Annotated in this window: 21 protein-coding genes and 1 tRNA gene; 3 read left to right on the top strand and 19 right to left on the bottom strand. The window is 45.4% G+C overall.

All coding sequences use genetic code 11. The annotated features are described in order from the left end of the window. From RH46_RS21670 to fkpA, 9 genes are all read right to left on the bottom strand, one after another. A partial coding sequence (locus RH46_RS21670; protein WP_006877408.1) for a GTP-binding protein occupies positions 1-116 on the bottom strand: 116 nt, incomplete at its 3' end. Positions 117-270: 154 nt separating this feature from the next. After that, on the bottom strand, positions 271-2,370 hold the full coding sequence (fusA, locus tag RH46_RS00415; protein ID WP_006877407.1) for an elongation factor G: 2,100 nt from the start codon (positions 2,368-2,370) through the stop codon (positions 271-273). Positions 2,371-2,524: 154 nt separating this feature from the next. Further along, positions 2,525-2,995, bottom strand: coding sequence for a 30S ribosomal protein S7 (rpsG, locus tag RH46_RS00410; RefSeq protein WP_004415829.1), 471 nt, complete (start codon positions 2,993-2,995; stop codon positions 2,525-2,527). Positions 2,996-3,095: 100 nt separating this feature from the next. Next, on the bottom strand, positions 3,096-3,470 hold the full coding sequence (gene rpsL, locus RH46_RS00405) for a 30S ribosomal protein S12 (RefSeq protein WP_004399892.1): 375 nt from the start codon (positions 3,468-3,470) through the stop codon (positions 3,096-3,098). A gap of 189 nt (positions 3,471-3,659) precedes the next feature. Further along, complete coding sequence (tusB, locus tag RH46_RS00400) at positions 3,660-3,935, bottom strand: sulfurtransferase complex subunit TusB (RefSeq protein ID WP_006877406.1); 276 nt, start codon at positions 3,933-3,935, stop codon at positions 3,660-3,662. Between the two features lie 13 nt (positions 3,936-3,948). After that, positions 3,949-4,305: a sulfurtransferase complex subunit TusC gene (gene tusC, locus RH46_RS00395; RefSeq protein ID WP_006877405.1), complete on the bottom strand. Its 357-nt coding sequence runs from the start codon at positions 4,303-4,305 to the stop codon at positions 3,949-3,951. Next, complete coding sequence (gene tusD, locus RH46_RS00390; protein ID WP_006877404.1) at positions 4,302-4,697, bottom strand: sulfurtransferase complex subunit TusD; 396 nt, start codon at positions 4,695-4,697, stop codon at positions 4,302-4,304. Before tusD ends, tusC begins: the two co-directional genes overlap by 4 nt. Then, positions 4,694-5,416 carry a helix-turn-helix transcriptional regulator gene (locus RH46_RS00385; protein WP_006877403.1) on the bottom strand — a complete coding sequence of 241 codons (723 nt, stop codon included), beginning with the start codon at positions 5,414-5,416 and terminating at the stop codon, positions 4,694-4,696. The genes tusD and RH46_RS00385 overlap by 4 nt, the downstream gene beginning before the upstream one ends. A 188-nt stretch (positions 5,417-5,604) precedes the next feature. Further along, positions 5,605-6,390, bottom strand: a complete 786-nt coding sequence (fkpA, locus tag RH46_RS00380; RefSeq protein ID WP_006877402.1) for an FKBP-type peptidyl-prolyl cis-trans isomerase — start codon at positions 6,388-6,390, stop codon at positions 5,605-5,607. A gap of 136 nt (positions 6,391-6,526) precedes the next feature. Between fkpA and RH46_RS00375 the strand changes: the two genes are divergently transcribed. Both RH46_RS00375 and RH46_RS00370 read left to right on the top strand, forming a co-directional pair. Continuing rightward, positions 6,527-7,507 carry a WD40 repeat domain-containing protein gene (locus RH46_RS00375; protein WP_006877401.1) on the top strand — a complete coding sequence of 327 codons (981 nt, stop codon included), beginning with the start codon at positions 6,527-6,529 and terminating at the stop codon, positions 7,505-7,507. Between the two features lie 2 nt (positions 7,508-7,509). After that, complete coding sequence (locus RH46_RS00370; RefSeq protein ID WP_006877400.1) at positions 7,510-7,737, top strand: SlyX family protein; 228 nt, start codon at positions 7,510-7,512, stop codon at positions 7,735-7,737. A gap of 13 nt (positions 7,738-7,750) precedes the next feature. Here RH46_RS00370 and RH46_RS00365 read toward each other — a convergent pair whose 3' ends face one another. The 9 genes from RH46_RS00365 to tsaE form a co-directional block, all read right to left on the bottom strand. After that, a complete protein-coding gene (locus tag RH46_RS00365; RefSeq protein WP_006877399.1) occupies positions 7,751-7,936 on the bottom strand; it encodes a DUF2065 domain-containing protein in 186 nt (61 codons plus the stop codon). 64 nt (positions 7,937-8,000) lie between these two features. Further along, positions 8,001-8,978, bottom strand: coding sequence for a protease modulator HflC (gene hflC / locus RH46_RS00360; RefSeq protein ID WP_006877398.1), 978 nt, complete (start codon positions 8,976-8,978; stop codon positions 8,001-8,003). A 2-nt stretch (positions 8,979-8,980) separates the two neighbouring features. Continuing rightward, positions 8,981-10,168, bottom strand: coding sequence for an FtsH protease activity modulator HflK (gene hflK / locus RH46_RS00355; RefSeq protein WP_006877397.1), 1,188 nt, complete (start codon positions 10,166-10,168; stop codon positions 8,981-8,983). Positions 10,169-10,213: 45 nt separating this feature from the next. Then, positions 10,214-11,503, bottom strand: a complete 1,290-nt coding sequence (hflX, locus tag RH46_RS00350) for a ribosome rescue GTPase HflX (RefSeq protein ID WP_006877396.1) — start codon at positions 11,501-11,503, stop codon at positions 10,214-10,216. Between the two features lie 40 nt (positions 11,504-11,543). Beyond that, entirely contained in the window at positions 11,544-11,807 is a 264-nt protein-coding gene (gene hfq / locus RH46_RS00345; protein WP_006877395.1) for an RNA chaperone Hfq, read from the bottom strand. A gap of 190 nt (positions 11,808-11,997) precedes the next feature. Further along, complete coding sequence (gene miaA / locus RH46_RS00340; protein WP_006877394.1) at positions 11,998-12,948, bottom strand: tRNA (adenosine(37)-N6)-dimethylallyltransferase MiaA; 951 nt, start codon at positions 12,946-12,948, stop codon at positions 11,998-12,000. Positions 12,949-12,950: 2 nt separating this feature from the next. Beyond that, positions 12,951-14,900 (bottom strand): DNA mismatch repair endonuclease MutL, encoded by a 1,950-nt coding sequence (gene mutL / locus RH46_RS00335; RefSeq protein ID WP_006877393.1) that lies wholly within the window; start codon positions 14,898-14,900, stop codon positions 12,951-12,953. A 16-nt stretch (positions 14,901-14,916) separates the two neighbouring features. After that, a complete protein-coding gene (locus RH46_RS00330) occupies positions 14,917-16,641 on the bottom strand; it encodes a LysM peptidoglycan-binding domain-containing protein (protein WP_006877392.1) in 1,725 nt (574 codons plus the stop codon). Next, entirely contained in the window at positions 16,635-17,099 is a 465-nt protein-coding gene (gene tsaE / locus RH46_RS00325; RefSeq protein WP_006877391.1) for a tRNA (adenosine(37)-N6)-threonylcarbamoyltransferase complex ATPase subunit type 1 TsaE, read from the bottom strand. Before tsaE ends, RH46_RS00330 begins: the two co-directional genes overlap by 7 nt. A gap of 199 nt (positions 17,100-17,298) precedes the next feature. Here tsaE and queG point away from each other — a divergent pair, with 199 nt between their 5' ends. Continuing rightward, positions 17,299-18,411 carry a tRNA epoxyqueuosine(34) reductase QueG gene (gene queG / locus RH46_RS00320; RefSeq protein ID WP_006877390.1) on the top strand — a complete coding sequence of 371 codons (1,113 nt, stop codon included), beginning with the start codon at positions 17,299-17,301 and terminating at the stop codon, positions 18,409-18,411. A gap of 678 nt (positions 18,412-19,089) precedes the next feature. On the opposite strand, the gene RH46_RS00315 is transcribed toward queG, so the two are convergent. Continuing rightward, a tRNA-Gly gene (locus RH46_RS00315) sits at positions 19,090-19,165 on the bottom strand. Positions 19,166-19,180 lie beyond the last annotated feature (15 nt).

The following is a 19,180-nucleotide window of genomic DNA, read 5'->3' as shown; positions in this document are numbered from 1 at the left end:
ACTTTAGCTAGAGTAGTACAGATTGCAGCAGTTAGAGTTGTTTTACCGTGGTCAACGTGGCCGATAGTACCAACGTTAACGTGCGGTTTAGTACGTTCAAATTTTTCTTTAGACACGATCGTGTTCCTTCCTAGTTATGATTCGCCACGATCCGAATTGATCGAGACGCGCCAGAAATTGCTATTTTATGCGCCAACGTCAGTCAGCGCAATATTTGGACGCATTGATCTTTAAAAAAAGCCGGACTTTTTTTCAGATCAAGACGTTTTATTAGTAACCACGGTCTGCAATGATTTTATCTGCAAAGTTTTTCGGTACTTCAGCGTACTCGTTAAACTCCATAGAGTAAGACGCACGGCCTTGAGTTGCAGAGCGTAGGTCAGTTGCGTAGCCAAACATCTCAGATAGAGGAACTTGAGCGCGAACGATCTTAATGCCCGCTACGCCTTCGTCCATACCTTCGATCATGCCACGGCGACGGTTAAGGTCACCAACAACATCACCCATCCAATCTTCTGGAGTGGTTACTTCAACATTCATCATTGGCTCAAGAAGAACTGGTTGCGCTTCTAGTGCACCTTTCTTGAATGCCATCGAGCCGGCGATCTTAAACGCCATCTCGTTAGAGTCAACATCGTGGTAAGAACCGTCGAATAGTGTTGCTTTAATATCTAGTACAGGGTAACCCGCTAGAACACCACTGTTCATTTGCTCTTCGATACCTTTCGATACCGAGCTGATGTATTCCTTAGGAACAACACCACCCACAATTTCGTCAACAAAGACAAAACCTTCGCCAGGTTCAGATGGCTCCAGTTTGATCCATACGTGACCGTACTGACCACGACCACCAGATTGACGTACAAATTTACCTTCAACTTCCGCTTTACCACGGATAGTTTCACGGTAAGCAACCTGAGGTTTACCTACATTACAGTCAACGCTGAATTCACGCTTCATACGGTCAACGATGATATCCAGGTGAAGCTCACCCATACCAGAGATCAGAGTCTGACCTGTTTCGTCGTCCGTTTCTACGCGGAATGATGGGTCTTCTGCTGCTAGTTTACCTAGAGCAATCGCCATTTTCTCTTGATCAGCAACAGAGCGAGGCTCTACTGCGATCTGAATAACCGGATCAGGGAATTCCATACGCTCTAGAATAACCTTGTGGTTAGCATCACAAAGCGTATCACCCGTTGTTACGTCTTTAAGACCGATTGCAGCTGCGATATCACCCGCGCGAACTTCTTTAATTTCGTCACGTTTGTTTGAGTGCATCTGAACAATACGACCAAAACGTTCTTTCTTCTGCTTAACAGAGTTGTAAACTGCATCACCAGAGTTCACGACACCTGAGTAAACACGCATAAAGGTTAGCGTACCTACGAATGGGTCAGTTGCGATCTTAAATGCTAGTGCTGCAAACGGTTCGTTATCGTCTGCGTGACGTTCAACTTCGTTGTCGTTGTCGTCAACACCTTTAATCGCAGGAACATCAACTGGTGATGGCAAGTATTCAACAACTGCATCTAGTACCGCTTGAACACCTTTGTTTTTGAACGCACTACCACAAGTGGCTAGTACGATTTCGTTGTTTAGTGTACGAGTACGTAGAGCTTGTTTGATCTCTGCTTCAGTCAGTTCGCCTTCTTCAAGGTACTTATCCATCAGCTCTTCAGTCGCTTCTGCAGCTGACTCAACTAGGTTGTTGCGCCACTCTTCTGCGATTTCTAGCATGTCTGCTGGGATATCTTCGTAAGTGAAGGTTGTACCTTGGTCTGCTTCGTTCCAGTTGATCATTTTCATCTTGATCAGGTCGATAACGCCCTTGAAGTCCTCTTCCGCACCAACGTTTAGCTGGATAGGAACCGGGTTCGCACCAAGACGGTTTTTGATTTGATCAACAACGCGTAGGAAGTCAGCACCTGCACGGTCCATCTTGTTAACAAATACCATACGTGGAACGTGGTACTTGTCAGCCTGACGCCATACAGTTTCAGATTGAGGTTCAACACCAGATGAACCACAGAACACAACAACAGCACCATCAAGTACGCGTAGTGAACGCTCTACTTCGATAGTGAAATCAACGTGTCCAGGGGTATCGATAATGTTGATGCGGTGATCTTGGAATTGCGCTTCCATACCACGCCAGAAGGTTGTAGTCGCAGCTGAGGTGATTGTGATACCACGCTCTTGCTCCTGCTCCATCCAGTCCATGGTAGCAGCGCCGTCGTGAACTTCACCGATTTTATGAGAAAGACCAGTGTAGAACAGAATACGTTCACTTGTGGTTGTTTTACCTGCGTCTACGTGAGCGACGATACCAATGTTACGGTAGCGCTCAATAGGTGTTTTACGAGCCACGATTGAATCCTCTTGAATTAGGGACTATTGCTATCTCTAGTTACTTTAGCCTGCTTTTCGCAGTTTTTGCCTGCCCTAGATATAGCAATAGTTCCTAAGCTTGCGCATAGGAACTAGAGTAGAGCCGCGGGGATTCCCGCGGCACTGAAAGGTATTACCAACGGTAATGTGCGAACGCTTTGTTTGCGTCAGCCATGCGGTGAACGTCTTCACGTTTCTTAACCGCAGTACCTTTGTTCTCAGACGCGTCTAGCATTTCAGCAGCTAGGCGTTGAGCCATAGATTTTTCACCACGCTTACGCGCAGCTTCAACCAACCAACGCATAGCAAGTGCGTTACGGCGAACCGGACGTACTTCTACAGGAACTTGGTAAGTTGAACCACCTACACGGCGAGATTTAACCTCTACCGCTGGGCGAACATTTTCAAGAGCTTCTTCAAATACAGCTAAGTGATCTTTACCAGATTTCTCAGCCATAGCATCTAGTGCAGTGTAAACAATTTTCTCTGCAGTAGATTTCTTACCGTCAACCATTAGGATGTTAACGAATTTTGCCAGCAGTTCAGATTTGAACTTTGGATCTGGAAGGATCTTACGCTGACCGATGACGCGACGACGTGGCATGGATTTTCTCCGTTGTCTTCTTCAGGTTTTATCCAAAACTTTTCAGTTTTTTCAAAAAATTAAAAATAATTTAGTGTTTGGCCTTACTTAACGGATTCCATTAAGACTTAGGACGCTTCACACCGTACTTAGAACGACCTTGTTTACGGTCATTTACGCCAGCACAGTCTAGTGCGCCGCGAACAGTGTGGTAACGCACACCTGGAAGGTCTTTAACACGACCACCACGGATTAGAACAACTGAGTGCTCTTGAAGGTTGTGACCTTCACCGCCGATGTACGAAGTTACTTCGAAACCGTTTGTCAGACGTACACGACAAACTTTACGAAGTGCTGAGTTAGGTTTTTTAGGTGTAGTAGTGTAAACACGAGTACATACACCACGTTTTTGTGGGCACGCTTCTAGTGCAGGCACGTTGCTTTTAACAACTTGCTTTGCACGAGGCTTACGTACCAACTGGTTAATAGTTGCCATTAACTAGCTCCTGATTTACTTGAAAGTAAGCTTTGTGAAAAATCTATCCCTAACCACTAGTGGCAGTTAGGGACGCAAAATTCTATTCAGCAGTGAGAGGTGTGTCAAGGAATATACGGATCTTTTTTGCTCAACTTCTGTCTGCTAAGCGTAAAAATAGAACGACACATTTGATTAGGGGAAATTCGGCTATTGCCAGGTAATTGATTTAGGCTGCTGAGCGGTCAAATTAACAAAACCGCTATAGTCAACTATCACCGCTGACGGGCTGACACGATTCGCTACGCCTCTCGCTTCAACATCGGCTTGCAGCACAGCGATATTTAACCCCTGAATTAACGGGTAAGCCTTATGTTGAGGGTTTGCTGCATAAACAGCTTCTTCTATCAGAATCAACTGATCGCTGTTTGAATAGACCTGTACAGCCTCTGCTATCGCCTGCACTGTTTTAACAATATGTAGCATGTGGTACCAATATCTAAAAAGTCAGAATCTTACTCGCCTGATGCAGCTGCGCACTCAATTCGCTTTGAGACAGCTTTTGGGCTTCTATCACTAAATCCGCTTGCAACAAGCCGCGCTCGATCAGCGACGCCTCACACACATAGACCTGTTCAATATCGTAAAGGTCAAAAAGCTTAAGCATTGGTGAATAGTCTTTACTCAGGATAGCGTCAGTCTGTTGCCCTTGAAGCAACTGATAAACACCATCACCGCTAAATACGACACTGATATCTTCACAATACGCTGAAGCAGCCAACAAGGCATCAATGCCTTCCCGACCAGCAGAGCTGCTATGGGGGGCACTACGGAATAGATAAGTTAACTGACTCAAAACTGCACGACTCTATCTTGAACTAACATGGCTTCAGCCAGACTACCTAATCCAGCCTGATGGAAGCCTTGCGCTAAATTGCTTTGTGCTAAACCATGTTGGTTAGCTTCATCCTGACTCACAACACCTCGACGTAAGGCGGCGGCAACACAAGTTTCAAGACGAACATTATGCTCGTTCGCCAGCAGCTGCCACGCGTTGACTAAATCAAATTCGTCATTCGCCGGCACAGTGAGTGCACTGCCATTGTTCACCCCATCCTGATAAAAGAACACACTGACTAGCTTGTGTCCCTGCTCGATGACGGCTTGGGCAAACTGATAGGCACTGCGAGCAGACTGACTGCCATAAACAGAACCATTAACGACCAGTGTGTAGGTCAACTCGCTCACCTTTCATCATCCTCAGTTTTGCGCTGACGGATATACAGGTAAACGGTATGCTTAGAAATGTTGAGGCGATCCGCTACACGGTTAATCGCATCTTTGATGTCAAAGATCCCCTTATCAAACAGCTCCATGACAATTTGACGGTTCTTGGTGTTGTTCGAAACAGACTTGTCGGCATTGATTTCTTCTATCGTACGCTCAACCGTCTGATCCACCAGCTCTTCAACATCACTTGCAAAGTTAACGGATGACGCCGCTTGTTTCGCTTCTTCCGTTGGCATAAATGATTGCAGCACTTGCGAGAAAGGCGCATCCAGATTGACGTTGACACATAGCAGACCAATAACGCGGTTTTCACCGTTACGAATTGCTACAGTGATCGACTTCATCAGTACACCACCTTTAGCACGTGTGAAGTAAGAACGAGAAAAATTACGTTCTGAGCCTTCGATATCACGTAGCATCTTCAGTGCTAAATCGGTAATTGGGGAACCAACCTGACGACCAGTGTTCTCACCATTGGCAATTTTGATCGCCGATGTATTGAGATCTTCCAAAGAGTGAAGAACGATCTCACAAAACGGGCCAATCAGGCTCGCGATTCCATCAACGACAGCTTCATAAGATCTGAGAATGATTTTATCGTGCTCGCTAAATGGCATCACATTAACAGAGTCCATTTCGAGCAACATATCCGTGTTTACTGTTTCTGTAGTTGTCACTTCTTTAAGCCTTAGAGCGATAAATCAACAAATTGATGTAAGTTTATCAGAAATTTTGATGAGAGCCTCTAGCTAAGCGACTATCTAGTGATTTAGAACAAGAAAAATTAGACTGAAGTATTATCCAAATGCTGGATATAAGAAAGGCCTGACATTAGTCAGGCCCTTTAATATGAGTAATCTAAATATTATTGAGCAGCTTCTTCGCCGTTTTCAATTTTTAGTAACTCAACTTCGAATACCAGTGTAGAGTTTGCTGGAATCGTCGGTGTATCTTGCTCACCGTACGCTAGCTCTGGTGGAATAACGAACTTGAATTTAGAACCGACTGCCATGTGCTGAACACCTTCAGTCCAACCAGGAATTACGCGGTTAAGTGGGAAAGTTGCAGGTTCACCACGATCGTAAGAGCTATCAAACTGAGTGCCATCGATCAGTGTACCTTTATAGTGTACCTGTACAGTGTCTGTATCTGCAGGTTTCTCACCTTCAGCTGGCGTTAGTACTTGGTACAACAGACCAGATTCAGTCTTCACAACACCGTCTTGCTTCTCGAATTCAGCGCGGAAATCGTCGCCTTCTTTCTTAGCAGCTGCTGCTTTTTCTGCCGCTTGCTTTTGCATAGTTTCAGCAACACGCTTATCCAGAGCTTCTAAAGCTGCACGAGTCTCTTCTTCGTTTAATTCTGGGTTACCAGCAAATACATGCTCGATACCTTTCAGAACAAGATCTTTGTTTAGCGTGATGCCAATTTCGTTTGGCTTATCCAGGCTAGTGCTCAAGTAGTTAGCAAAAGAAACACCGATTGCGTAAGCAGCTTTATCATCTTCAGTTTTGAAGTGTACTTGTTTACCAGTCTCAGCTTGCACTTGCTCTACTGCTGGTGCTGCTTCTGTTTTTGCTTCTTCTTTTTGACAGCCAGCAGCTAGCGCAACAGTTGCAGCAAGCAGTGACACTTTAAAAATCGATTTCATTAATTTCTCCAATAATGGCTAACCATTTGTCTTTGTGCACAAATATGGAATTTCCACTGGTGCACATAAGCATGTTGTACCAATATAACCAATATGTGTCGTATTTAAACCTAGACTAGGTGAATAATGGTACCAAATGCGTATTATTTTTAACTCACTATTCATCATCATTGTCATTTCAGCGTTAAATGGCTGCTTTTTCTCCAGCCAGGACGCTCAGCGATGGACGATTGAGCCAAAAGGCACAACCAGCTTTGCGCTAAGTCGAGATGCTCGTTTTGCTCTGTTGTATTCCAAAGAACACCAGCTGGTACTTTGGGATCTTTACGAGAGCCAACAACTCGCCTCTTTGGGTGCACAAGATCCTCAATCGAGTACGGTTTCTCGTATCCGAATATCGGACAACGGACGCTTTGCCGTTACCGCAACACAAATTAACTTTGCAGTTTGGGACTTAGCCTGGACCCAGGCACAAGGCTTATGGTCGATTTCTGATGGACTGATTCGCGATATCGACATCGCCAGTAACGGCGACCAAGTTCTGCTTGGTCTATCAAATGGCAAAGCCATCTATGTCAACTTAGTCACCGGACGCCGCTTAGAGTTCCTCGCCCATAACGAAAAAGTCAATTCTGTTGCTCTATCACCAAACGGACGCTTCGCTTTATCTGGCGGAAACGACTACAAAGCTTATCTGTGGGATACCCAAACAGGACAAATACTCAAGACCTTTGAACACGAGCAACGAGTTAATCGTGTCGCTCTGCACAGGGATGGTGATTATGCCTTCACCTCAGACGGAGGTAATCAGGCGATTATCTGGGATCTTAAGACCGGTGATCAGCTGTCATCATTAAGCAGTTTCTCGCGCCAGCTTATCTTCTCAACTGCGCGCTTTTCTGATGACGGTCAGTACCTTGTTACCGGCACGCCTTCGAGTCGAATCATGGTATGGAATACTGAGACAGGTAAACGAGTCGATGGATTTGAGGCGGAACCGTTAAAAGATACTCGCCCTCCTCGCGCAGTGGTGTATGATGCTGCCTTTGACAGCCAGAACCGTGTTATTTCGGGAACCTCGGCTGGTATTGCCCAAGCTTGGAATGTGGATTATTAGTGATGACAGAGCAGCAGGTTGAACAGCTAGAAAAGCGCGTAAACGACTTAGAGTGTCAGTTGGCGTTTCAAGAGCAAACCATCGAAGAGTTGAATGATGCCTTGAGTCAGCAGCAACTGCTGATCACCAAGATGCAAGACCAAATGAAGTATGTGGTAGGAAAAGTTAAGAATATGGACTCTTCCAACCTTGCGGATCCTTCACAAGAGACGCCTCCACCTCATTATTAAGCTTTCGAATAGTCTAACCGAAGACATAGGCAATCACAGCGCCAGCTACAACCAGACAGCCACCAATTCGACGCAGTTGTTCGTCAGGTTGCTGACTTAACTGAGCGACCATATTGCGCCACCCTTTCGGCGCCAGTAGTGGACCTAAACCTTCAACAATTAAGACTAAGCCTAAGGCTAGCCATAGTGCATTCGACATTTTTATCCTCACCAAAAATAAAGGCTCCGCACTAGTCGGAGCCTTTTCTATTACTTATTGAATCTTACTTAGGCTGAACGCCAGCTGCATTATTCATGTATTGGAAGAATTCACTATTCGGATCCAGTACCAGAATATCACTCTTCTCGCTGAACGATTTCTCGTACGCTTTCAGAGAACGCATGAAGCTGAAGAACTCAGGATCTTTGTTGTAAGCATCAGAGTAAATCTTAGCTGCTTTCGCATCCGCTTCACCGCGTGTTACACGTGCAGTTTTATCTGCTTCAGCAAGTACGGTAGCGACTTCAAGTTCAGCTTGAGCACGGATAACTTCTGCTCGCTCACGACCTTGAGAACGGTGCTTACGCGCAACAGACTCACGCTCTGCACGCATACGCTTGTAGATTGAGTCACTGATGTTGTCAGGAAGGTTGATTTTCTTCATACGGAAATCAACGATCTCAACACCAAGGTCAGTTAGCGCGCTTTCACGGGTACCTTCCAGTACGTTCTCCATGATCTTGTCACGCTCACCATCAATCTCTAACGCTTCTTTAGCCGCCTCAGTCGTCACTTCTTCGCTGTCTACGCTGTCTGGTAGAACATCAGTATTACGTGGACCAGATACAATCTGCTTGATCTCACGAGCACCGATTTCTGAACGAAGTACGTCTGTCACTTTACGCTCAAGTAGCGCTTCAGCAGTCAGAACGTTACCGCCACCTGTAGTTAGGTAGAAACGACCAAAGTCTTCGATACGCCACTTCACGTAAGTATCGATGATCACGTCTTTTTTCTCAGACGTTACGAAACGGTCAGAACGGCCATCCATAGTTTGGATACGAGCGTCCAACGTTTTTACGCGGTCAAACAGAGGCATCTTGAAGTGAAGGCCAGGTTCGTAAATCTTCGATACACCGTTGTCATCTAGTACACGACCGAATCGAATAACTAGACCACGCTCACCCTCTTGGATAACAAATACTGACATTAGCAGTAGAGCAATTGTTACAACTAATACAGGGATCATTAACTTACGCATTCTTAATATCTCCCTTGACGTGAACCAGTTGAACGAGATTGCGAGTCTGAAGTTGAATCAGTTTGCTGAGACTCAAGCTCAATCTGGTCGTAAGCTGAAGTTGACTTCGTGCTACGTTTTGTTTGAGTTTTGCCTTCACCAGCTAGCTTATCGATTGGCAAGTACAGTAGGTTGCCGCTTGATTCTGAATCGATCAGAACCTTCGATGTTCTGCTGTAAACTTCTTCCATCGTATCTAGATACAAACGGTTACGAGTTACTTCTGGAGCAGCCTGGTATTCAGGAAGTAGTTTTTCAAACTGAGCAACCTGACCCAATGCTTCGTTAGTTACACGCTCAGAGTAACCTAGTGCCTCTTTCTTCAGACGTTCAGCACGACCTGTCGCTTTCGGCAAGATATCGTTACGGTAAGCTTCTGCTTCACGTTCGAAACGTTCTTCATCTTCTCGAGCTGCGATTGCATCATCAAATGCATCTTTAACTTGCTCTGGCGGACGTGCAGACTGGAAGTTAACGTCGACAAGAACGATACCCATATCGTAGCTGTCGATAATCGCGTTCAATGTCTCTTGAGTACTTTGACGAATCTGTTGACGACCACTTGTCAGGATACTATCCATCAGTGAGTCACCCACAACTGCACGAAGAGCAGAGTCTGTTGCTTGGCGTAAGCTGTCATCTGCGTTAGTCACGCGGTATAGGTATTTGTATGGGTCAGCAACACGGTACTGAACATCCATTGCAACCGTTACAACGTTTTCATCTTTAGTCAGCATTAGACCAGAAGAACGTAAAGAACGGATTGCCTGTACGTTGACCGCTTCATACTCATCAATAAAGCGCGGACGCCAGTTCAAGCCTGGATCGACCACACGGTCATACTTACCTAGACGTAGCACGACACCACGCTCAGCTTCACCAATGGTGTAAAAGCCAGCAAAGAACCAAATTGCTATCGCGATCGCTGCAATGACACCAAAACCTAGTGCACCGCCACCACCGATAGGCGAACCTTTACCACCTTTACCACCAAACTTTCCACCCAGTTTCTGACTCAGTTTATTAAAGACTTCGTCTAAGTCTGGCGGTCCTTGATCACGGCCACCTTTGTTACCACGATTATTATTCCCCCAAGGGTCATTATCGCGGCCATTGTTGCCGTTGTTATTACCAGGCTCATTCCACGCCATTAGAAAGCTCCATCATTTGATATGACGTTATACTGTAGCAGTCATTTAAGTAACTATAAAGTCACGTAAAACTGCCCCTTCTCTTTTTTCAAGTCTAGACCAATCTACCTGTTGCATGCGAACATCGATCAACAAGTTACCTTCCTGGTCATATTCTTCTCGTTGAATACATTTCATTTGGAAGAATGTACTACGAATTCGCCCTTGTTGTTGTGGCGGGATTCGCAATTGATACTCAACCATCTGGCTAGCAAGACGCTCTTTCAACGCCTCAAACAGCAGTTCAGTACCTATGCCTTCCATTGCAGAAACCCAAACGGCACGAGGAACACCCTCTTCATCCCGTTCGATTCTTGGTTTCTGGTCTTCTAGATTATCAATCTTGTTCATCACAAGAAGAGATGGCACCTCATGGGCATCGATTTCTTCTAGTACTTCATGAACAGCCTGAATATTCTCACGAAAACGGTCATCGCTGGCATCTACAACATGTAACAAAATGTCAGCTTCTTGAGTTTCTTGCAGTGTTGCTTTAAATGCAGCAACAAGATCGTGCGGAAGATGACGAATAAAACCTACTGTATCCGCCAAAATTGCAGGACCAACATCATTTAACTCGATTTTACGTAGCGTAGGGTCAAGAGTGGCAAATAATTGATCTGCCGCGTAGACACCTGCTGCGGTAATACGGTTAAACAAGGTAGATTTACCTGCGTTGGTATATCCAACCAAAGAGACGGTTGGGATCTCCGCTCGATTTCTAGCTCGGCGACCTTGTTCACGCTGTTTAGCGACTTTCTCTAAACGGCGCAGTATTGTCTTAATACGTACACGCAATAAACGTCGGTCAGTTTCTAGCTGAGTTTCACCTGGTCCACGTAAGCCGATACCACCTTTTTGTCTTTCCAGGTGAGTCCAACCACGAATTAATCGAGTAGAAATATGGCGAAGCTGTGCAAGTTCAACTTGCAGCTTACCTTCGTGGGTACGGGCACGTTGAGCAAAAATATCTAGGATCAAACCTGTACGATCCAAAACTCGACATTTACACAACGCTTCTAGATTACGTTCTTGGGCAGGAGAGAGGGCGTGATTGAAAATCACAATATCAGCACCAGCAAGCTGCACCGCTTGGGCAATTTCCTGGGCTTTACCCTCTCCGACGTAGTATTTAGGGTGTGGAGACTGACGACTGCCAGTTACAACTTGTAACGCAGATACGCCAGCTGAAGAGACCAGCATCTCAAACTCGCTGAGATCTTCCCACTCCCCTTCTTGCGTGAAGTTGATATGAACAAGTACGGCTCGCTCACCGGCTTCATAACGGTCAAACAAGCAATCAACTCCTTAAAAACTAATTGGATAATTCAGAAAATTAATCTTCTGATTTGTCTTGCTGACGATCACCTTGTGGACGCTCGCCGCTATGGTGGCTCACTGGACGAGCAGGAACTACCGTAGAAATTGCGTGCTTGTATACCATCTGGTTAACTGTGTTTTTCAGCAAGATAACAAATTGGTCAAATGATTCGATCTGGCCTTGTAGTTTAATTCCGTTTACAAGGTAGATTGATACAGGAATACGTTCACGACGTAATGCATTTAAGAATGGGTCTTGTAGAGATTGCCCCTTAGCCATTTTTATTTTCCTTATTTTGTAATTTTGTTTTAGTTATTTAGCTAGTGGTGCGCTGCATGAAAAATATGCGGCCTTTGCTCTGAGCTAAACGAATAAAATAACACCCTGTCGCTACCTGTTATGACGGCTTTAGACCGAAATTTCAAGTAACAGATCCTTTACAGGGTACATTCACGCAAAAGCGATCACATTATACACAGCTAAAACCTTCAGATGCTATGGCATTTGAAACAGTTTCTAGCGCTTGTTCAATGTTTTCACTATCTAACCAAGTTAAATTATCCCAGCTGCGTAACCAGGTAATTTGTCGCTTGGCCAACTGGCGGGTCGCACAGACGCCTTTAAATATGGCTTCATCTAACGTGCAATTCCCATCCAAATAGTCCCACATCTGTCTGTAACCAACGCAACGAATCGAAGGAAGATCAGGATGAAGATCCTTACGAGCATAAAGTGCACGCATCTCTTCTTCAAACCCAGCTTCAATCATTTTCTCGTAGCGAAGCTCTATTCGACGATGGAGTTCAGCCCTTTCCTTGGGAGCTATTGCAAACTGTTTAACTCTAAACGGCAGGCTTTCACCTTTAGTCTGAGTTAACTCAGTAAGAGTTTTACCTGAAATTCGATAAACTTCCAATGCCCTTGATAACCTTTGTGGATCATTCGGGTGGATTCGCTCAGCTGAGACAGGATCAATTTCTCTCAGTTGAGAGTGCAACTTATCCCAGCCATGAGTCAATGCTTCTTGCTCAATTTGCTGTCGAATTTCAGGGTTTGCAGCAGGAAGAGGTGATAAACCTTCCAGTAATGCTTTGTAGTACAGCATAGTACCGCCCACTAACAGTGGGATCTTGCCTTGCTCAACAATATCATTCATCTCTTTGAGTGCATCACGGCGAAAATCAGCCGCCGAATAGGACTCACTCGGGTCTAAAATGTCGATCAAACGATGTGGAGCTTGCTGCTGCTCGTTTTCATCAGGTTTGGCGGTACCAATATCCATACCTTTGTAGATCAATGCTGAATCAACAGAAATGATCTCGACTGGAAATTTTTGTCGCAAACGTATTGCGAGGTCGGTCTTGCCTGATGCAGTTGGCCCCATCAGAAACAGAGCCAAAGGTAATTCGCTGTTATTCATAATTAAAATGCTGCAATCGTTGCAGAAAAATCAACGGGCCTGACAAATGTTGCATCGCCCAGTGGGAGTCGATCTTGCCATAGCTGCTCGAGATCAGCGATGATCTGAATCGCTTCCGACAAAGTGTAGTCGCTTTTCACTTGTGTAATACGATCACTCAACCAAGTTGAGAGCTGAGGATCACTCAGTGAATTCGATGTCGCCATATGCGAAGCCGCGTAAGATAGCAGATCTGGCACCAGTTGTTGTAGGTTTTGTTGCCTTAATGGTTGAGGCACTCCCATCACCATTAGCGCTTTGTTAGCACGAGATTTAAGCTCAATACCAAACATTTTCAAAACTGGCTCTAGTTTTTCTGCCACCTCTAACGGTTCGGGATCCAACTTCAGTGATAGTGGAACCAACAAGGGCTGACTTTTCAGCGCACCATGATGTGTTGCCAGCTGCCCTTTAATACGCAACCATTCAGCCTTAGCTAAGTTAACCAAGCGCGTTCCCGTTTTATCACCCATTACGAGATAGCGACCCTGAACAACACAAATCGCTTTTCCAAGTCTTTCGACCCTTTCACTCACCATTGGTTCAGCCTGAGTATCATTGGCTACTTGTTGCTCAACAGGCGCTGAGTCAAATTCTGGAGTCTTTAGCAGCTCTTGATACGCTTTAACTTCTTGCTTACTCGGGGCTGGCTCGCTGTAACGCTCGGTGACTCTTGGCTTAGAGTCACTACGAGACTCTTGCCATTCATGACGAGGTTTTGATTCACGTAAAGACTCTCGACTCGCTTGATAATCCGCTTTGCCCGGATAAGAAGGGACAGACTCAATCGCCTGATACTCTTGTCGAGAAACCCGAGGCTCTTCAGCAACGGCTTCGGTCGCCTGATGAGAGTCTTCAACTTGCGGCTGTTCAATATGAAAAGCTGAAGCTGTCTGCTGAGGCTTATCGATATGAGCGCTTTGCGCCAACGCATCACTTAGTGCCTGATAGATAAAGTCATGGACTAAACGCGCCTGATGAAAACGCACTTCATGTTTAGCAGGATGAACATTAACGTCCACCTGATGAGGATCGAGCTCTATAAACAGTACGTAAGTTGCAAATTGATCCGGACGCAAACTGGTTTCGTAGCTCTGACGAATCGCATGATTGATCAACTTGTCACGCATCATACGGCCATTGACATAACAATACTGCAGATCACTCTGCTGACGGGCACCTTCAGGAGTCGTGATCCAACCATGTAACTTCAAACCCTGATGCTCGAGTTCTATCTTGAGCATATTGCGAACAAAAGCATTACCACAAACAGCTGCGATACGCTTTTCAGCCTGAGCTTCGGTCTTGGCCGCACGATACTGCTTAACGAGTTTACCATTGTGTCTAACGTTGATAGTGACATCAAAGCGGCTTAACGCGATACGCTTGAGGAGCTCATCAATATGGGCAAACTCTGTTTTTTCAGTCCGGAGAAATTTACGTCGGGCCGGCGTATTAAAAAACAGATCCAGCACTTCGACAGAGGTACCGATCGGATGAGCAGCAGGCTGCAGCTTAACCTGCATATCTCTGCCCTCACTGTATGCCGACCAAGCCTGCTCCTGAGTCGCAGGACGAGAGGTCATTGTCAAACGCGCAACTGAGCTGATACTTGCCAGAGCTTCGCCACGAAAGCCCAGACTGATAATCGCTTCCAGATCATCAAGGGTGTGGATCTTTGAAGTTGCATGGCGACTTAATGCAAGGCCAAGTTCATCTTTGACAATGCCTTTACCGTTATCACGGACACGAATCAGCTTAGCGCCACCTTTTTCGATATCAATATCGATGCGTGTTGCGCCTGAATCTAAGCTGTTCTCGACCAGCTCCTTAACAACCGAAGCTGGCCTTTCTACCACCTCGCCAGCTGCTATTTGGTTAGCTAAACGAGCTGGAAGAATTTTTATCGTCATATCGGCCACTTAATGTTTAGTTGCGAGGAATGATAAGTACCTGCCCAACAGCAAGTTGATCAGAGCGTAAGTTGTTCGCTTTACGAATACTCGAGACGCTAACACCATATTTGCTGGCGATCTTACCGAGGAACTCACCGCGTTTTACCTTGTGTTTACGCAGTGGCTGATCTTTCATACTCACCGTAATCTTGAGTTTCTGACCCAGCTTGAGCGTATCAGACTTAAGGCTGTTCTCACGCTTAATCGCCGCAACCGACACTTTGTACTTAGAGGCAATTTTGCCAAGGTACTCTCCACGCTGAACCACGTGAGTGAGTGTTTTAGTTTCAACAGGGTTCTTAATCTGCGGTACAGCTATCGCACCACTAGAACCTGGAATCGTCAACATCTGACCAATCGCCAGACTACTGCTCTTCAGCTTGTTAGCCTGCATAATCGCTTTAGTCGAAGTTCCGTATTTGTTGGCGATAACTGACAGAGATTCACCACGCGCGACTTTATGCTTGATACTCTTGCCGCGATTGGCAAACAGCGTCCCTTCTGGCGGATTAGCTTCAAAATACTGAACAATCGCTTTAGTTAAAGAACGAGCGAGCTTATCTTGGTGACTACGTTGGAAAAGGAGCTTCTCTTCACTTGGGTTGGAGATAAACCCAGTTTCAACCAGAACTGATGGAATGTCCGGCGACTTAAGTACCGCCAGACTGGCGTTCACTGGCTCTTTCTTATGTAAGTAGATACCAGCACTGCTCATCTCACGAAGGATCTTAGTTGCAACTTTGAAGCCTTCCTTCTGAGAATGACTAAACTGCAAATCGAGTAACGTTTGACTCACGTTTTTATCGTTATTGTTTTTCGCTAACACTTCTCCGGCACCACCCAAGAGCTGCGATTGCTCCTCATGGTTCTCTACCCAACGAGCAATTTCGGAGTTAGCACGGCGCGTGTTAAGCACAAACACTGAACCACCGCGAGGTTTAGGCGAGTGGAACGCATCAGCGTGAATCGATACCAGCAGGTGAGCCTTGTTCCTGCGCGCAATTTCAGAACGCTTGTTGAGGTTAACGTAATAGTCACCACCGCGAGTCAGAACCGCCTTCATACCCGGTACCGCATTAATTTGTGCAGCGATTTTCTTCGACACAGCGAGGGTCGCGTGTTTCTCATATTTACGGGTTGGTCCAATAGAACCCGGGTCTTCACCACCATGACCAGCGTCAATGGCGACAACAATATCAGCAGTGCCGTGCAATTGTGAGGCATCTCTGCTCACCGTTGTTGTGCTGCCAGATGAAGTTGCAGATGGCGTTGACTTGCTTGAACTGCCATGCGGCATATCAATAACCAAGCGGTGTCCATACTGCCCACCCGGCGTTGGTGCCAGCTTAAACAACTGAGGAGTTACCTTACGCTTAAGTTCAAACACTAAGCGATAAGTCCCCTTAGATGGCGGTGAACTTTTACGGATTTTTTTCAGAACTGGACTATCAGAGATAGAAATCGGTAATTTAGTACTTAATGAGGTCTGTTTAAGATCGACCACTAAGCGTTCTGGGCTGGAAAGCGTAAAGTAACTAAAGTCAGCTTCGGACTTTAAATCAATAACAACTCGCGTCTCGTCCGGAGATGGCCAAACACGAATGCCCTCTAGGGCATTCGCGAAACTAAAACCGGAGAAAAGAGTAAGAGCAACAAAGAATGGAAAGAATACAGCTCTTAATAAAAGACTCTTCAACATAACTCCAACTGTTCTAATAATTGACTTCCATAAGGATTATTTGCCGTTAGTTGAACCACTCGAGCCTCACCATCATAGCGAAGATCAATGTCGAGATCGGCGTCAGGCAGTAAGCCTTGACCTTTTTCAGGCCACTCGACCAGGCATATAGCATCTGGCGTGAAATAGTCACGGATCCCCATAAACTCGAGTTCTTCAGGATCGGCCAAACGGTAGAGATCGAAGTGATAAACTTGCCACTGATCGAGTTGGTATGGTTCAACCAAGGTATAAGTTGGACTCTTCACGTTACCTTGATGACCTAATGCACGAACAAAACCACGACTAAAGGTTGTCTTACCCGCCCCCAAATCACCGTGTAGGTAGATAGTGGTTTGCTGTGAACACAAGTGTGCCAATGCGGTTCCTAACTGGATCGTTGCCTGTTCATCTTTAAGGGCAAATTGTTTGGTGGTCATCAAGATCAATCTCTACGCTGTGACTATATAAAATCTAAAATAACAGGAATAGTAAACTGGGTTGGATTTGAGAGACAAGAGTTGTTGTGTAAGTAAAACGAAAAATCAGCGCTTTCTTGCCGTTTTTCCATTTTTGTTGGCTAGATCCTGAATATAAGATCCGTTAAGATCCTGCCCCCTTTATTCGGAGCAAACCAGCATGAACTACCAAGCGCTCGCAGACAAGATCAAAATTTGGGGCCAAGAACTTGGCTTTCAAAAAGTCGGCATCTGCGATGTAGACCTGTCTGAACATGAAGCAGAGCTGCAAAAATGGTTAGATGCTGGTTATCATGGTGAAATGGATTGGATGGCTCGTCACGGTATGATGAGGGCACGTCCAAGCGAACTTCTACCTGGAACGGTTCGCGTTATCTCCGTCAGAATGGACTATCTGCCTCCTGAAGCTCAGTTTGCAGCTAACTTGTCCGATCCAACACAAGCCTATGTCAGTCGCTATGCCCTTGGTCGAGACTACCATAAGCTGATTCGCAATCAGCTCAAAAAGCTGGGTCAAAAAATAGAGCAGGAAGTTGGCCAGTTTGGTCACCGACCTTTCGTCGATTCAGCACCAATTCTGGAGCGCCCTCTGGCTCAAAAGGCAGGCTTAGGCTGGACTGGTAAGCACTCACTAATCCTTGATAAAGAGTGTGGTTCTTGGTTTTTCCTTGGCGAATTACTGATAGACCTGCCATTGCCTGTAGATGAAGCAAGTGTCGATCAATGCGGTAAATGTAAGGCCTGTATTACATCCTGCCCAACACAAGCCATTGTTGACGAAGGTATTGTTGACGCCAGACGCTGCATCTCCTACCTGACAATTGAATTTGATGGCGTGATACCTGAAGAGTTTCGCCGTGCAATGGGCAACCGAATCTACGGATGTGATGACTGTCAGTTAGTATGTCCGTGGAACCGTTTTTCAGAGTTAACCAAGCAGGAAGATTTCCATCGCAGAGAGGCGCTAAAAAATGCCAATCTGACAGAGTTATTTCTATGGGATGAAGCAACCTTTCTCAAAAATATGGAAGGCTCCGCTATCCGCCGTATTGGACACCTTCAATGGATGCGTAACCTTTCTATCGCAATGGGCAATGCCCCTTACTCGATGGAAATAATTGATGCCCTGCAACAGCGCACTGGTTTGAGTGAAGTATTAGATACACATATCCAATGGGCATTGTCTCAACAACAAGCGCAACTGCCCTTGTCTTCAACAAAGCTAGACCGGCTCATTAGAATTGTCGAAAAGGGATTACCTAGAGATGCATAATGCTTGCCGATCGTGAAGGTTCAGAACTTGATTTAGCTCTAAAAAACGAAATGTGGAAAAAGCAAGGAAGGAATGCCTGATTTCCTACAAGTAAAGAAGTTAATCACATTGCGTGGAAATGACTAGGATCAAAAAACAGTGACTTAATGATCGATTTTTGATGTGTAGAAAACCCATCAACACCGAACAAATTCGATACAAAACAATTACTTACGCTAAGTTTTATTTAAGAAAATAATTTCAAAAACAGCAAAAGATCGTTTTAGTCAAGCTTTATACATAGTGAAAAATCAGGTTACCCACTAACTTATCCACATTAACTCTTCTGTGGATAACTCTGTTAACTAATGCGTGAAAGCCTAGCTCACAGTGTGTTTGCTATAGAAGTTCCCTGAGCATATCTATGCTGAGATTTATAATTTAGACATAAAAACGCCCACCTAATACTAGGAGGACTTTTTACAGTTTTGGGGTTCATGCTTCGCAGCATTAGCTAAAGAGCGGTGACCGTCTGGTCTATTCAAATGAGCTTGTCACTTGAAGGAGATTTGGAGCGACACACGAGGTTCCCTATTCATAAACAAAAAGGCGTGACCTCAACCTTGGTAAGGTTGCGCTCAATCAAACTGAGCGGGTGTTGCGTCTTTATCATCGTTAAGCACGATGAAGGCTTTAAATTGGAGCGACACACGAGGTTCGAACTCGTGACCTCAACCTTGGCAAGGTTGCGCTCTACCAACTGAGCTAGTGTCGCATATTCTCAAGAGAG

The sequence above is a fragment of the Vibrio brasiliensis LMG 20546 genome, from assembly GCF_000189255.1.
GTDB classification, from domain to species: Bacteria; Pseudomonadota; Gammaproteobacteria; order Enterobacterales; family Vibrionaceae; genus Vibrio; species Vibrio brasiliensis.
The sequence above is the reverse complement of the archived record's forward strand: the minus strand, read 5'-3'. Positions and strand labels throughout refer to the sequence as shown.